The 13,787-nt window shown below is 59.1% G+C and carries 13 protein-coding genes and 1 tRNA gene; 9 read left to right on the forward strand and 5 right to left on the reverse strand.

What is annotated here, in order from left to right; all coding sequences use genetic code 11:
* Positions 1 to 588: 588 nt before the first annotated feature.
* Positions 589 to 1,098 (reverse strand): hypothetical protein, encoded by a 510-nt coding sequence (locus VIO10_RS09635; RefSeq protein WP_331962963.1) that lies wholly within the window; start codon positions 1,096 to 1,098, stop codon positions 589 to 591.
* 229 nt (positions 1,099 to 1,327) lie between these two features.
* On the opposite strand from VIO10_RS09635, the gene VIO10_RS09640 reads away from it, so the two are divergent.
* Complete coding sequence (locus tag VIO10_RS09640; protein ID WP_331962966.1) at positions 1,328 to 1,876, forward strand: DUF992 domain-containing protein; 549 nt, start codon at positions 1,328 to 1,330, stop codon at positions 1,874 to 1,876.
* 99 nt (positions 1,877 to 1,975) lie between these two features.
* Here VIO10_RS09640 and VIO10_RS09645 read toward each other — a convergent pair.
* The 3 genes from VIO10_RS09645 to VIO10_RS09655 form a co-directional block, all read right to left on the reverse strand.
* A tRNA-Leu gene (locus VIO10_RS09645) sits at positions 1,976 to 2,053 on the reverse strand.
* 162 nt (positions 2,054 to 2,215) lie between these two features.
* On the reverse strand, positions 2,216 to 3,622 hold the full coding sequence (locus tag VIO10_RS09650; RefSeq protein ID WP_331962969.1) for a sigma-54 dependent transcriptional regulator: 1,407 nt from the start codon (positions 3,620 to 3,622) through the stop codon (positions 2,216 to 2,218).
* A 10-nt stretch (positions 3,623 to 3,632) separates the two neighbouring features.
* Complete coding sequence (locus VIO10_RS09655; protein WP_331962972.1) at positions 3,633 to 4,973, reverse strand: sensor histidine kinase; 1,341 nt, start codon at positions 4,971 to 4,973, stop codon at positions 3,633 to 3,635.
* Positions 4,974 to 5,052: 79 nt separating this feature from the next.
* Here VIO10_RS09655 and VIO10_RS09660 point away from each other — a divergent pair, with 79 nt between their 5' ends.
* The 5 genes from VIO10_RS09660 to VIO10_RS09680 all read left to right on the forward strand — a co-directional run bounded on the left by VIO10_RS09660 (position 5,053) and on the right by VIO10_RS09680 (position 9,807).
* Positions 5,053 to 5,244 (forward strand): hypothetical protein, encoded by a 192-nt coding sequence (locus tag VIO10_RS09660; protein ID WP_331962975.1) that lies wholly within the window; start codon positions 5,053 to 5,055, stop codon positions 5,242 to 5,244.
* Between the two features lie 165 nt (positions 5,245 to 5,409).
* Positions 5,410 to 6,507 (forward strand): type III polyketide synthase, encoded by a 1,098-nt coding sequence (locus tag VIO10_RS09665; protein WP_349259240.1) that lies wholly within the window; start codon positions 5,410 to 5,412, stop codon positions 6,505 to 6,507.
* Between the two features lie 6 nt (positions 6,508 to 6,513).
* The gene (locus VIO10_RS09670) at positions 6,514 to 7,665 is read left to right on the forward strand and encodes an NAD(P)/FAD-dependent oxidoreductase (RefSeq protein WP_331962981.1); all 1,152 of its coding nucleotides are present in this window, start codon (positions 6,514 to 6,516) and stop codon (positions 7,663 to 7,665) included.
* Positions 7,666 to 7,672: 7 nt separating this feature from the next.
* Positions 7,673 to 8,629 carry an ABC transporter ATP-binding protein gene (locus VIO10_RS09675; protein WP_331962984.1) on the forward strand — a complete coding sequence of 319 codons (957 nt, stop codon included), beginning with the start codon at positions 7,673 to 7,675 and terminating at the stop codon, positions 8,627 to 8,629.
* Positions 8,630 to 8,640: 11 nt separating this feature from the next.
* Positions 8,641 to 9,807, forward strand: coding sequence for an ABC transporter permease (locus VIO10_RS09680; protein ID WP_331962987.1), 1,167 nt, complete (start codon positions 8,641 to 8,643; stop codon positions 9,805 to 9,807).
* Between the two features lie 33 nt (positions 9,808 to 9,840).
* Here the strand turns inward: VIO10_RS09680 and VIO10_RS09685 are convergent, their stop codons facing one another.
* Positions 9,841 to 10,290: a heme-binding domain-containing protein gene (locus VIO10_RS09685; RefSeq protein WP_331962990.1), complete on the reverse strand. Its 450-nt coding sequence runs from the start codon at positions 10,288 to 10,290 to the stop codon at positions 9,841 to 9,843.
* A gap of 60 nt (positions 10,291 to 10,350) precedes the next feature.
* On the opposite strand from VIO10_RS09685, the gene VIO10_RS09690 reads away from it, so the two are divergent.
* The 3 genes from VIO10_RS09690 (at position 10,351) to VIO10_RS09700 (ending at position 13,719) form a co-directional block, all read left to right on the forward strand.
* Complete coding sequence (locus VIO10_RS09690) at positions 10,351 to 11,715, forward strand: aspartate aminotransferase family protein (RefSeq protein ID WP_331962991.1); 1,365 nt, start codon at positions 10,351 to 10,353, stop codon at positions 11,713 to 11,715.
* A gap of 28 nt (positions 11,716 to 11,743) precedes the next feature.
* Entirely contained in the window at positions 11,744 to 12,319 is a 576-nt protein-coding gene (locus VIO10_RS09695; protein ID WP_331962993.1) for a YceI family protein, read from the forward strand.
* 809 nt (positions 12,320 to 13,128) lie between these two features.
* The gene (locus VIO10_RS09700; RefSeq protein ID WP_331962995.1) at positions 13,129 to 13,719 is read left to right on the forward strand and encodes a hypothetical protein; all 591 of its coding nucleotides are present in this window, start codon (positions 13,129 to 13,131) and stop codon (positions 13,717 to 13,719) included.
* Positions 13,720 to 13,787: the final 68 nt, after the last annotated feature.

The following is a 13,787-nucleotide window of genomic DNA, read 5'->3' on the forward strand; positions in this document are numbered from 1 at the left end:
CCATTTTTATTCCTGCTCTAAACTCGCACCAACAACGATCCGTCTGCAAATGCAAAGTTCAACGCGAAAACAGAGTGCGATAAAAAATTACAGCAGACTAATCAGGCAGCTCAGCGCGCGAGCGATTCTAATCCGGCCGGCGATTGCTCTGGCCAGCCTGGCAATCGCATGGCTTCCGGCTACAGGCGCGGGGTCTCGAGACTGATGAATCCTCGCGGCTTCACGAGCTAATGCGCGGGCGATCCAAATATCTAGTTCGAGTTCGATCCGAACGCCTCACCAATAAGGTGAAACGGAAATATAATTACAGTTCCAATCGCGCTCATGACCCCACCGGAATCATTAGACGAGCTTGCCGACGGCGCGGGTGTTGGCGCGCTGGCCGGATCCCCCGCTTCGTCCGAGATAGACGCGTACGGGGGAATCGTCTGATCGATCTCCTGCGTCGTGCATCCCGCCGCGAGAGCGATCGCGCCGCCAACGATCGCGGCTGCAAGAGTCCATTTCCGCCTTCCAGTCACTCGCTTCGTTTCGGCGCCCGCGCCGGTGCGAGAGCCGGGAGGAATCGCGAGAAGGCTATCGCAGCGATTATTGAGCAACCTCGCCCGGCGATTGCGCCAGCGGCACCAATTGCGCGAGGTCGCACTGGATCAACGCCTGGATCTTGTTGTCGATTTGATAGAACCGCGTCACCTTCACTTGCGAGACGACGGCGCGGAACTGCGCAATGAATTCTTTCTGCACGTCAAGCCGCGCCTGCTGGATGGCGATTACCTCGTCGAGCTTCTTCTTGGCATCGGCGTCGGTCAAATTATTGTACTTGGCCGCGAATTCTTTGAGCTCTTTGATGTGGCGGTCTTCGATGCGATCCATCTTCGCTTCGTAGGCGTCGTAAACCGGCCAGAACTTGGCCGCTTCATCGGCGGTCAGGTTCATGTTGGCGCCGACCGTTGCCTTGCGCTGTGCGCGGGTGGCCGCGATGTCGAGCTGCTTCTGCGAGGCCGGCGGGTTCTGCGCTGAGGCCGGACCGCTCAGGCCGAGCGTGCAGACCACCAGCGAAGCTGCGGTGAAACTTGCGAGAACAGTCTTGAGGCTCATCGATGGATTCTCCTGGGTTTTTGGCTTCAGCAAAGACCGCAGGATGGTGCTGCATTAGGAGATCATAGTCAAGTAGATAAGTACAGGTGCTCGAACTCAGACGGCCCGTATTGCGTTTGGGCCAGCAAATATGCGAGTTTCCATCCTCGACTGCGCAAATCAACGTGAGGAATTTTCCGCGGGGTCCGGCCAGCCGGAACGGAAAGCCTCAGCATAGACGGAGGAAAAAATGAATTCGAAAGTACGAGCAATGGTGATCGGACTGGGGTTGGCGGTGGCACTGGCCACGGGTGCGCCATCGGCACGGGCCCAAGGCGCAGCGCCCGCAGCGGCGCCTGCATCCGGCGGGGGGGCAGCCGTTCGGGCAGGATACGTGACTTGCCACGTCGCGTCCGGATGGGGATGGATTTTCGGCTCGTCGCGCAAGCTACAGTGCGCGTATGCCCTGCAGCCGGGATACACCGAGTATTACACCGGTTCGATCACGAAGTTAGGCGCTGATATCGGATACCTTCAGTCGGCCGTGATTATTTGGGCAGTTCTCGCCCCGACCACCAACCTCGGCCAGGGTGCACTTGCGGGTCACTACGGCGGAGCGACCGCGAGCGCAGCGGTCGGAGTCGGTGCGGGCGCCAACGTATTGGTCGGAGGCTTGAAGAACTCGATCGCATTGCAGCCGGTCTCGATCGAAGGACAGAACGGCTTGAACATCGCGGCAGGGGTTGTCGAGATGACGTTAAAGTTCAACGAAGCGAAGCCGGCGAAGAGCACTCCGTAGCCGGCACTTTCGTTTACTCGGAGTTATATACAGCGGGGGCGGCCCTCATGGCCGCCTCCGTTTTTTTGCGCCTTCTCAAGAAATCGCACTTGGTCGCGATGCCGGGGGCGGGACTCGAACCCGCACGGAGCTTTCGCTCCAGAGGATTTTAAGTCCCTTAAGTTTAGCTCTAACGGCCTGAAATTATTGGTTTTATTTCTTCGGTCATGTGAAAATGTGCAACTTTATGTGTAAGTTTTGAAGGGCATCCGGCTTGTCTTAAGGGCATATTCGGGCAGTTAGAGGAACCGGGGTTCGTGCTAGCCGCGACGGATGTGCAAGCCATTGCTGGATTACGGGTCAGTTCGCCGCATCTTTGATGCGATGTTTGCCGAGCTTGTATGAAAGATCGCTTCGCGACATTCCAAGCCGGCGCGCGACTTCCGCCTGGGCGCCATCGGCTATTTTCAGCGCGCGCTGGATGACCGCCTTTTCCAGGGAGGCCAGAAAGTCTCGAAGATTGTGCGTCTCGGGCATCATTTCGGCGAGCTGGTCGGGAGTGAGCTCGGCGGAGTTGCGGGGCACGATACCGTTTGCGTTGCGAGGCGTTGACACCGGGAAGTGCTCCGGAGTGATTTCCTCCTCAGTTGAGAGAATGCATGCGCGCTCGATAAGGTTACGAAGTTCGCGGATATTCCCTGGAAAATCGTAGCTGAGGAGCGTGCGCACCGCCTCGGCGCTGATTCTGCGAGGCGGCGTGTTCAGATCGCGCACAGCTTGCACCAAGAAGAGAGCGCAAAGCTCGGGTATATCCTCGCGATGGTCGCGCAGAGGAGGAACCGCGAGCGGAACCACCGCCAGCCGGTAGTACAGGTCCTCGCGAAACTGACCCTCCTGTACGCGCCGCTGCAAATCCCTGTTGGTCGCGACCAGCAGCCGCACGTCGGTGTGGCGGGGCTTGGTTGATCCGAGCCGAGTGACCAGCCCGTCGGTCAACACGCGCAGCAGCTTGGCCTGCGCCGCCAGCGACATTTCGGCGGCCTCGTCGAGAAACAGAGTACCTTCGTGTGCCGCCTCGAAAACTCCCTCGCGCGCGCGGTCGGCGCCAGTGAACGCTCCCCGCTCGTGTCCGAACAGCTCGCTTTCCAGAAGCGTTTCGGTAAACGCCGCACAATTGACGGCGATGAGGGGCTTTTCGGCCCGCAGGCTGTTGCGATGGATTGCACGGGCGACCAACTCCTTGCCGGTTCCAGTTTCTCCAGTGACGAGAACGGTGGCGTTGGTTGGTGCAACGCGCGCAATTTTCTCGCGAAGTTGGCGAATTGCGAGACTGCGCCCGCTGATCTCTGATGAGCCTTCAAGGCGTACCACCGTGTCGCGAAGCCTGCTGTTCTCACGCACGAGCCGCGTGTGCTCCATCGCGCGCGTGGCTGACGCCAGCAATACTTCAGGAACGAAGGGCTTGGTAATGAAATCAAATGCGCCGCGGCGCATGCTCTCCACCGCGAGTTCAATTGTCGCAAACGCGGTCAGAAAAACGACTGACAAAGTCGGATCGGTCTCCCGCACCGCGGCCAGGACGTCCAATCCTTCACCATCGCCCATTTTCTGGTCAGTTATGACGGCGTCGAACGTGTACTCGGCAAGCGCGCCGCGCGCGTCGTTGACACCGGCAGCCTCGATTACTTCGTGATGTTCCTGCTTCAGATTGGAGATGAGTATTCGCCGCAGGTGCGGTTCGTCATCCACAACGAGTATCTTGCCCATAGTCTGGCCCCTATCTGAGGGATTGGTTCGGGGAGTGTGCCGGTATCTCAACGGAAAAGCATACCCGTTGCGTTTCGTTGATTCTCAATACGATATCGCTGCCGTGCGCGCGCGCGATGTTGCGCGCGATCGCGAGACCAAGTCCGTTGCCACCCTGCTTAGTCGTAAACAGTGGCTCGAAAATGCGCGCCACAATTTCAGCGGGAATCGGTCCAGCCGGATCGACTACATCGATTCGGATCTTGCCATTTCCGTTCATCTGAGCGTTGAGTTTCACTAAGTCGCCGTGATTGCATGCATCGATTGCGTTCAGCACCAGGTTCAAGAGCGCCTGATGCATCTGGGTTGCATCGAACTCCCCCTCAAGTGCGCTATCGGCGGCCACATCGATCGTCACACCTTCATTGGCCGCGTGCGCGCGAGCGACCGTAGCGACGTAGTTCAGCGTGTCGGCGAGGTTTGCCCGCGCGATCTGCACTGGGCGCGGACGTGCGTAAACCAGGAAGTCGGTGGTGAGCCGCTCGAGACGCTGGGCTTCTTTCGCGGCGATCGAGAACATTTCTTCGCGTTCTGTTTCGTTTTGACCCGGCCGGGTGGCGGTTGCCAGTGAGCTGGAAATCATCGCAACCGGATTTCGGATCTCGTGCGCGATTGCCCTGGATAATCGGCCGATCGCGGCCAGTTTCTCTTCAGAGAGCAATTGCTGACGGGTACGATCGAGTTCCTCGAGATTGTGCACGAACCTGGCCTCGCGCGTGCGAAGATTGTTGACCAGGAGCCACACCAACACTCCCATCACGCTGTAAATCACCGACATTGCGCCGGCTTCGATGTACTCGCCGAATTTCAAGCCATAGGCGCCCATGAAGCTGATGAGGTCCGCCAGCCCGATCACTGCGATCGTGGCGCCAAGGCCGAGCCTGAAAGACGCTTCGAGTATGGGAAGCAGCATCAGGGCGTAGTACGCAGTGTCGCCTCTGACGGTTAACGAAGTGAGCACCAACGCCAGCGTCGAGTTGAATCCGAGAGACCAGAACGTGAGCCACCGTCGCGTCCGTCGAGAAATTGTTGCGTTCTTCCTGCGAAGCCAGACGAGGTGAGCTGCCTGGACCGTCAGACCAACCGCCAGGACGATGATGACCGACGCGGAAGGCCTGTCGCGGACGAACCTAGAAATTGCCTGCAGCGCCAACAGCGCACCAATTAGCAGCAGGTTGAGAGAGGCAAAAACGAATTCCTGCCGGCGAAAAGATTCTTGGTCGTCTGCAGCGAAATCCGCGCCGCCCTCGCCCATAGTGCTTGCCAGCGAACTAATCGCCCAAAGTTTATCGCTCGGCTTATGCTCGGTCATTTTTGGTCAGCGCTGGTGAACCGCCGCGACGGATGAGGCCATCGATGGCCACGTATCTATCTCCGAAGGCGACAGGACCATGAGCAAACGCGATGCCGCCATTTTTGATGAAATCCTTCTGACAATGACGCAGATTCCGTTAGGCCTGTCTGATTTCGTTCAAAAGTTTGTACCCAAGTTTTTGTCGCGTTCGAATTTTCGGACAACCGGCATCGTCCTAAACGAGCGCGGGGATGAGAAGCCTTGTGATTACCTGATGATACCAGCGTAAACGGATGGCAGGCGGTTTGCTAGGAACATGCACCTGTCGCTGGTGCTTTGCCGCATACCAAGAACATCGCTTTTACGCGCGGACGACATGAATCGTGCGCTGAAGTTCTAAGGATACTGCCGGCTCACAATTCGGACAGTCCGGAGGCGCGAAATCCCGACTAATATGCACAACCCTGCAAGGAATCAGCCTTCCGCCCCGAAGCACCCGGTATTGCGATCGATCGGCCGCGCTCTTCCGGAAAACTACTATCCGCAGGAAGTGATTTCCGCGGCGCTTTGGAAAGAATGGCACGGGAGCGACGAAGGCCGCGCCCGCTTCGAGCGGCTCCATCGCTCGGTCGGTGTTCGCGGTCGTCATCTGGCGCTTCCGATGGAGGATTACCGCGCACTCGATTCGTTCTCGAAGATGAACGACAAGTGGATCGAACGCGCGACCGATCTCGGCGAAGAAGCGGCCTTATCGGCGCTCTCGCAAGCAGGCCTGTCGCCGACGGACGTTGACCACATTTTTTTCACTACCGTGACCGGCATCGCGTCCCCAAGCATCGACGCCAAGCTGATCAACCGCATATCGATGCGACCAGATATAAAGCGGACTCCCATCTTCGGGCTCGGTTGCGTCGGCGGAGCAGCCGGCCTCGCACGTGCCGCCGACTATCTGCGCGCGTTCCCGAGCCATACCGCACTGCTTGTTTCCGTCGAACTTTGCTCGCTCACACTCCAGCTAAAAGATCAGTCGGTTGCCAACGTAATCGCATCGGGGCTTTTTGCAGATGGAGCGGCGGCGGTGATCGTAAACGGCGGAGAGAGAAACAACGAGCCGCACTGGCCGAGGACAATCGCCTCGCGATCAATCTTCTTTCACCACACCGAGCAAATGATGGGCTGGCACATAGGGGACGCCGGCTTCGAAATCGTGCTGTCGGCTGGGGTTCCGGACCTGGTCCGCAACAAACTGCGCCAAGGCGTGGATTCCTTCCTCAGCGACCAGGGTTTGTCGCGGCGCGATATCAAGCACTGGATCGCTCACACTGGTGGACCGAAAGTGCTGCAGGCCATGGAGGCGGCGCTCGAAATTCCGCGATGTGCTCTCGCTCGATCATGGAAATCGCTTGCGTCGATCGGAAATTTGTCCTCCGCGTCGGTGCTGTTTGTCGCGGCTGACTTTCTGGAGTCGAATGTCGCGCGTCCCGGTGATTACGGGATGCTGCTATCGATGGGCCCCGGCTTCTGCGGCGAGTTCGTTCTGCTGCAATGGTGATGCTCAATGGCTAGCACTCTCGCCGCGAGCTGCGTATCGGCTCCCGCGAGCGAGATATGGGATCTCGTCGTAGTCGGCGGCGGACCGGCCGGGCTCGCCGTTGCAATTGTAGCCGCGGAACAGGGACTCTCCGTGGTGGTCGTCGAACGCCGCGATTTCCCGCCGGATAAGGCTTGCGGCGAAGGCGTGCTGCCGCCGGGCGTGCAAGCTCTCGAGCGCCTGGGGATCGCCAATCGTTTCGATCACTCGACGTCTTTCCCATTTGCCGGAATTCGCTTCATCCAGGAAAACGGCTCCGCGGCGGAAGCGCTGATGCCCTCCCACGGGATGGGCATCAGGCGCACGGTACTGGTCGAGGCGCTGGCCCGGCGCGCCGAGGAGCTCGGGGCGGTATTGCGTAATCGATGTTCAGTCACTGGTTACAAGGCGACCTCAAGCGATGCGGTGGTGTATACGACCGAGGGCGAAGTTTTCGGGAGGCTGGTCGTGGCGGCAGACGGACTCCACTCGTCGCTCCGAAAGGCATCCGGTCTCGAAGCGGCTCCGGGCTCCCGGCGCAGGTTCGCGCTGCGTCAGCATTACAAAATTCGCCCTTGGACCGACTTCGTTGAAGTTTACGTGGACGCCAAGGGCGAAGCGGTGGTGACTCCGGTCTCCGACGAAAGCGTCGGAATCAATTTTGTCTGGGAAGATGGGGCCATCGAGCAGCCGAAGATACCCGTTCTAGCGAACCGCTTTCCCGCCCTACTGGCGCGGCTGGGCGACGCCCCGGCGATTTCATCGGTCAGAGGAGCCGGGCCGATGGCGCGCGCCGCGACTCGCCGCAACACCAATCGCATGGTGCTGGTCGGTGACGCGGCAGGATTCGTGGATTCAATCTCCGGCGACGGGCTGTCGATCGCGTTCAACTCGGCGCTGATACTGGGCAGGCATCTGCCTGAAATTCTCAAGCGCGGGGCTACCCGGGAGAGCATGCAAGCCTACGAGCGCGAGGCGCGCCGGGTCTATCGCGGTTACTGGTTCGTCACCAGCGCCTTATTAATGATCGCGCGCCATCCTCGAGCTCGGCAAACAATAATCAACTCGCTGATGCGCCATCCGCGGGCATTCAGCGCCCTGATGGGCGGCGCAATGCGAATGATGGTAACGGCGGCGTAGTACGCACATGAGTCTGGCTGAGGCGCCAATCCTCGAGGCGATCGAAATATCGAAGAATTACGGTACTCGTCTCGCGCTCGACAATGTCAGTCTCGCGGTTAGGCCCGGTGAAATTGCCGGGTTGCTGGGACCCAACGGTGCGGGCAAGACCACAACGCTCTCGATCCTCGCCACTCTGCTTCGACCCGATCACGGTCGGATTCTGATCAATGGCAAGCCGCCAAACACCGACCGGCGCGGGCTGGGACGCATGCTTGGGCTGGTGCCGCAATCGCTCGCGCTCTACCCGACGCTGAGCGCCGCACAAAACGCCTGGCATTTCGCCCGGATGCAGGGACTGTCGCGCGACGACGCGACCGAGTCCTGCCGGCGGGTGCTGGAAGAGGTGGGCCTCAGGGACCGGGCGGACGATCCTATGCATGCATTCTCCGGCGGCATGAAGCGCCTTCTCAACCTCGCCTGTGGAATTGTTCATCGGCCCCCTGTGCTCTTGTTGGACGAACCAACGGTAGGCGTCGATCTCCAATCGCGTGAACAGATATTGACGCGGATTCGGCACTACGCGGATGCCGGCTCGGCGGTGATCTACAGCACCCATTACATGGAGGAGGCGGAACGCATTTGCGATCGCGTGCTGCTTATTGATCGCGGCAAACTAATCGCCGAGGGCGACCTCGAAAAGGTGATTTCGCTCGGAGGTGGCCGGCCTCGCATCGAGCTGACCTATCGCGGCCAGTTGCCGCAAGGGCGCTTCGGCAGGCTTGCCGGTGTGCGTGAGATAGGCGCGATCGGAATCGAAGGCAGAGCAACCCTCGAGATGAACAGTCTCGCCCAGGTCGCCGAGGTGCTCCATGGGCTTCGGACTTTGGACGTGAATGTTATCGATTTCAACTTACATAGTCCGAATCTGTCTGACGCCTTCATCGCGCTGACGGGCCACACACTGCGCGATCAAGTGCTCTGAAAGTGTCGGCTATGCTTCGTGCACTATGGCTCACCGCGCAAAACGAGGCTCGGCTCCTGGTCAAGGATCCGATTGTCCTGTTCATGCTGCTGTTCGCGCCGGTCGTAATCATCACGGTTGCAGGATATTCGCTCGGTAGTTTGTACGGCGGTGTTGCGAATTCCTTTCGGCTGCCCGTGGTCAACCTGGATAACGGACAAGTGTCCGACGGAATAATTCAAGCACTGCACCAGGAGCGCAACCTCACTTTGGAAATGCTCGATGACCCGGCTGAAGCGCGGCGCCGCGTAAGTCAACGCGACCGGACGCCGATTGCGATGGTGATTGCGGCGGGGACCAGCGCGGCAGTCGCCGCAGGACGTCAACCGCGGCTGATTCTATTCGTCGATCCCGTCAGGCGGGTTGAGGTCAACGCGATCGAGCTTCGCATCGGCGAATTGTGCCGAAGAGTCACCGACCAAGCGCGGGCGACGGCACAAACGCAGATCGAGTCCTTCGCGGCGTCTGGAGCGCCCACGCTCCCCGGAGACCTCGGATTTGTCGAGCAACCCGCGATCGAAGGCGAAGCGGTGGCGGTGAATGCCTTCGATCAATATGTCCCCGGATTCGGAATCACGTTTCTCCTGATTGGCATGATGCTGGGAATCGCGCTGACGCTCTTCGATGAGCGCGATTGGGGGACCCTGAAGCGCCTTCAGGTCAGTGGCGCTCCGGTTACCGGCCTTCTGCTCGGAAAATTATTCGCGCGTTTCATTGTCGGGATCGTGCAAATGGTGTTGCTGTTCGCAGTCGGATGGGCGCTGTTCGGAATCACGCTTGGACGCAATCCTCTCGCGTTGCTCATACCGACGGTCGGAATCTCTTTCGCGGCCGCTGCGCTGGGACTGGTGGTCGCGTCGATTTCGCGCGCTCACGATTCCGTGATGCCGCTGGGCGTGACGGTCAGCATGGCGATGGCGGCGATCGGCGGATGCTGGTGGCCGCTGGACTTTGAGCCGGGATGGATGCGCGAACTGGCCCGCTGGATGCCGACGACATGGACCATGCAGGCGTTCAACGATTTGATGATTCGCAACCAACCGCCGTCCGCGGCGTTGTGGCCATTAGCGGCAACCGTGGGCATAGGGACGATTTTCCTCGGCGCCGGAATCATCCGTTTCGTGAGTCTCAACGACTAGAAGGCATTTTCGATGCGGCTCGATTCGATCGCTTCAAGGTGCAGGCACGGCGGGTTGCGAAGCCCATCTCAGGAGCGCCTGTTTCTCATCATCGGTCAGGCGTGCCGAGTGATCGAGCATCGTGTAATCCCCGGGCGGCATCGAACCAGCGCTAACGGAGTGATTGATGCTCTTCAGCTCTGCGGATCTCTTCTCCGCATCGTAAGTCTGCCAGTCGGAAAAATTCAGCACGCCGCGCGCGGAGTTGGCGGCGAGATGGGTCGGCGAAATAGCCGCATACCACGGAGCGCTTCCCCCGGTCGAATGGCATTGATAACAGGAGCTCTCGAGGATCGCGTTCACTTGCCGGTCGGTGCTGACCGCGTTCGCAGAACTCGAGGCAGTCGCCGCTGGAGTGGCTGTCTCCTGCGAGCTTGAACAGCCCACGATCAGCACAGCGAGACCAACAAGGGATGCTATCGGGAATAAAGTCTTAAACATCATCGTTCATGCATTATAACACGATACGAAACAAATCTTCGAAGTGAGAAGGTGACCACCCTCATGGCAGATGCGAAAACTTCTTCGGTACAGCAGCCACTGTACGCAAAATATGTAAATCCGCAGTGGGTCCGGCTGCTCGACGTCTTGGGAATGAACGTTCGCTACGCGAGCTGTCTCGGTTCCGAGCTTTTCACTGAGGATGGCCGGCGGATTCTGGATTTTAATTCCGGCTACTGCGTTCATAACGTGGGACACAACCATCCTGGGGTAGTACGCGCCGTTAAGGCGGAACTCGACCGCAACGGACCCGCGATGCTGCAAGGTCACGTGCCGGAATTGGCCGGCGAGCTGGCTCAGCGTCTGTGTGGGCAGGCGGGCGGGAGGTTATCCAAGGTCTTCTTTTGCAGTTCCGGAAGCGAAGGCGTCGAAGCGGTCATCAAGTTTGCCCGCGCTCACACCAGGCGCCCCGGGATCCTGTATGCAAGTGGCGGCTTTCATGGACTCACCTGCGGCGCGCTGTCCCTGATGGACAATCCATTCTGGACCGCCGAGTTCGGGCCGCTGCTTCCGGAAACGCAGCCGGTGCCATTCGGCGATATAGGGCAGTTGGAAAAGCACTTGTCGTCCAGGAAATTTGCGGCGTTCGTTGTCGAACCGATTCAGGCCGAAGCCGGAGTTTTGATTCCACCGCCAAATTATCTGGAACAAGCGCAGTCGCTATGTCGGTGCCATGGCACGCTGTTCGTGCTCGACGAGGTGCAGACCGGCATGTATCGCACGGGCCCGTTTCTCGCGGCGCACCACTTCAGGGTTGAGCCCGACATGGTGGTCCTCGCCAAGGCGATTAGCGGCGGCCTGGTTCCGTCAGGGGCGGTGCTGATGTCGGATGCGGTCTATAATTCCGTCTATAGCTCGTTCAAGCGTTCGATCATTCACACATCGACCTATAGCGAGAACAGCCTTTCGATGCGCGCCGGCCTTGCCACGATGGATGTACTCGCGGACGGCAACTTGGGCGAACGCGGCGAGCGATTGGGACGACAGCTTCGCGAGAAGTTGACCTCGCGGCTGTCGCGCTACGATATGATAAAAGAGATCCGGGGACTTGGAATGATGTCCGGCATCGAGTTCCGTCCTCCAAAAAAGTTTCGCCTCAGAATTCTGTTCGAAGCATTCTCGAGAATTCATCCAGCGATGTTCGGACAGGTGCTGGTGATGCGTCTTTTCCGCGACAAGGCGATATACAGTCAAATCTGTGGGAACAACTTTATGGTGCTCAAAGTCGCTCCTGCGCTGGTGATAAACGAATCGCAGTTGGATGAGTTCGTCGACGCGATGGAGGCAATCGTCGATTTGATGCATGCCTCGACCGGCTTCTGGACTGAAGCTTTGGGCATGGCACGCCGCGTCATAAATGTCATTTAGTATTCGCGCGTTCGTATTCGCGCTCGCGATGGCGGCCTTTGTGCATCAGGCTGCGGCGGCGCAATTGCGTTCCGGAACGCTGGAGCTCGACCCGTCAAAAACACTGATTGAGTTTCACTTGCCGGGCGCGCTCCATACTACGCACGGAACATTTAAGCTTGAGCATGGAATCATCAAAGCCGATCCAGCCACCGGCGAAGCCGGCGGCTCGATCATTGTCGATGCCAAAAGCGGCGACAGTGGCTTGAGTTCGCGTGATAACCGGATGAAGGACAGCGTTCTCGAAGTTCAGAAGTATCCGCAAATCACTTTCGCCCCTGGGCACGTCACCGGGCAGCTGGGGACAGACGGTCAGTTTCAGGCAAAGCTGCAAGGAGTTCTGACACTTCACGGGGCAGGACACCAAATCGTTATGGAGGTTAGGGGTCGGCTAGTCGGAAACAGCTTGATTGCCAAGTCCCATTTTTCAGTGCCGTACGTCGATTGGGGTCTGAAAGACCCGAGCATTCTATTGCTCACCGTCGCGAAGCAAGTCGATATCGACATCGCCACCGCAGGACATGTCGTCTGGACCAGAGACCAGGCCCGAGGTTCTAACAAGTAAGGCAGCATGGCCTGCACTGCAGCCCGAAAACTCTGCCAATTTGCGGCAGAGTCCCGCGATCCGCTGACCCGCCCCGGAACAGTGTGCGAACAAGGGAGGGCCGCTTTCACGGTTCTCCCATGGCGGCTCTACACTCCTTGGGCGCCGGGGCGGGAGCATCGTGTCCCGTTTTCTCCCGGCTCAAGAGACAGGGAGGAGGAGTGGTGCGGGCGGAGGGAGTCGAACCCTCACGAGCCGTTAAGCTCAACGGATTTTCATACCATCTACGGCTTTCGCCGCCCGGACGCTGCGTTCTGAAGCGCACGCGTCAGGTTTGCGGTCTGGACTATCCCTTCACCGTCTCCCGGAAGATCCGGGGCTTAGGTGCTGCCCGTCTAGTCTCTACACCTTCCCGGCTGAAATGTTCCTGCCGGGCTTGGCTCGGGATTGCCATTTCAGGTTTCCCCGAATTTGGGCAGTTCTGCATCGCCGGTTTCCCAGGCGAGCACTCAAGTTTCCTTAAGTCCGTAGCGTCTGCCATTCCGCCACGCCCGCATGGCTGGTCATTTGGAGCTATCTATCACACGGGGCAGCGGGATGTAACGTCAGTTTGGTGGTAACCGTACGAGACTTTTAAGTCATCTGCGTATGCCATTTCGCCACCCCGGCGAATAAGCGAGCAAGATCGTTAAATCATAAAGACGCCCGCGCGCGAAGATGGCGCATTGGACTGCCCGCGCGCGCCTTTGCGCCAATTCGAAGCGGCCCCGCAATTGTTCTTTCGATCTGGTGCGCGATGGATATATGCTCGATGCTGCGGCGCGCCGTGGATGCTGACGGTCGCCGACTGCATCGACGAGAAGGCGGACTCCTTGCCGCAAAGGCTGTTCATTGTCGCGGTTCTATTGGCGCTGATCGTACCGGGTTGCTCCATATACCGTCACTACGAAGCCTCGCGGCCTGAGGCCGTCCAAAAAACCGAAGCGACGCTCTCCGACGCGGGCTTCACCACAATCAAAATCGACACTGACGACAAAGTCGGGCTCGTGGAAGATCTCCCGCCGTACGAGATTCGCAGCTATGCGGCCCAATCCGGCACGGTCTACTGGTACTACGACCCTGACGTCTGCTCATGCGTGTATGAAGGACACCAGAACGAATTCGACCGCTACCAGATGGCGCTGAGGCAGCAAAATGACACTGCGCAGTATGCCGAGGAATCGGAGGACCAGGAAGTTGCCTCATTGAACGCTTTGAACGGTACGTTTTTCCCTCCTCCGCTTATCTGGATTGGCGGATTCAACCCCGGACCTTTTATTGGCGGACGTGGCGGGGGCTTTTTTCACGGAGGCCGTGGCGGAGGTCGTGGCGGAGGCCGTGGCGGCGGTCGTGGCGGCGGAGGTGGCGGCGGCCGACACTAGTTGGCCGCATAATTGCTCCACCTGAGACGGGCGCGGAGGTTTGCAGCATGCAAGCGACTAAGCCCGTC

Origin of the sequence: Candidatus Binatus sp., from assembly GCF_036567905.1 — a bacterium.
In the GTDB taxonomy this organism is placed as follows: domain Bacteria; phylum Desulfobacterota; class Binatia; order Binatales; family Binataceae; genus Binatus.

Bases quoted from the DNA above. Each gene is read 5' to 3' on its own strand.
- VIO10_RS09635 (WP_331962963.1), bottom strand. From the start codon at position 1,098: ATGAGCCTCAAGACTGTTCTCGCAAGTTTCACCGCAGCTTCGCTGGTG.
- VIO10_RS09640 (WP_331962966.1), top strand. From the start codon at position 1,328: ATGAATTCGAAAGTACGAGCAATGGTGATCGGACTGGGGTTGGCGGTG.
- VIO10_RS09650 (WP_331962969.1), bottom strand. From the start codon at position 3,622: ATGGGCAAGATACTCGTTGTGGATGACGAACCGCACCTGCGGCGAATA.
- VIO10_RS09655 (WP_331962972.1), bottom strand. From the start codon at position 4,973: ATGACCGAGCATAAGCCGAGCGATAAACTTTGGGCGATTAGTTCGCTG.
- VIO10_RS09660 (WP_331962975.1), top strand. From the start codon at position 5,053: ATGAGCAAACGCGATGCCGCCATTTTTGATGAAATCCTTCTGACAATG.
- VIO10_RS09665 (WP_349259240.1), top strand. From the start codon at position 5,410: ATGCACAACCCTGCAAGGAATCAGCCTTCCGCCCCGAAGCACCCGGTA.
- VIO10_RS09670 (WP_331962981.1), top strand. From the start codon at position 6,514: ATGGCTAGCACTCTCGCCGCGAGCTGCGTATCGGCTCCCGCGAGCGAG.
- VIO10_RS09675 (WP_331962984.1), top strand. From the start codon at position 7,673: ATGAGTCTGGCTGAGGCGCCAATCCTCGAGGCGATCGAAATATCGAAG.
- VIO10_RS09680 (WP_331962987.1), top strand. From the start codon at position 8,641: ATGCTTCGTGCACTATGGCTCACCGCGCAAAACGAGGCTCGGCTCCTG.
- VIO10_RS09685 (WP_331962990.1), bottom strand. From the start codon at position 10,290: ATGATGTTTAAGACTTTATTCCCGATAGCATCCCTTGTTGGTCTCGCT.
- VIO10_RS09690 (WP_331962991.1), top strand. From the start codon at position 10,351: ATGGCAGATGCGAAAACTTCTTCGGTACAGCAGCCACTGTACGCAAAA.
- VIO10_RS09695 (WP_331962993.1), top strand. From the start codon at position 11,744: ATGGCGGCCTTTGTGCATCAGGCTGCGGCGGCGCAATTGCGTTCCGGA.
- VIO10_RS09700 (WP_331962995.1), top strand. From the start codon at position 13,129: ATGCTGACGGTCGCCGACTGCATCGACGAGAAGGCGGACTCCTTGCCG.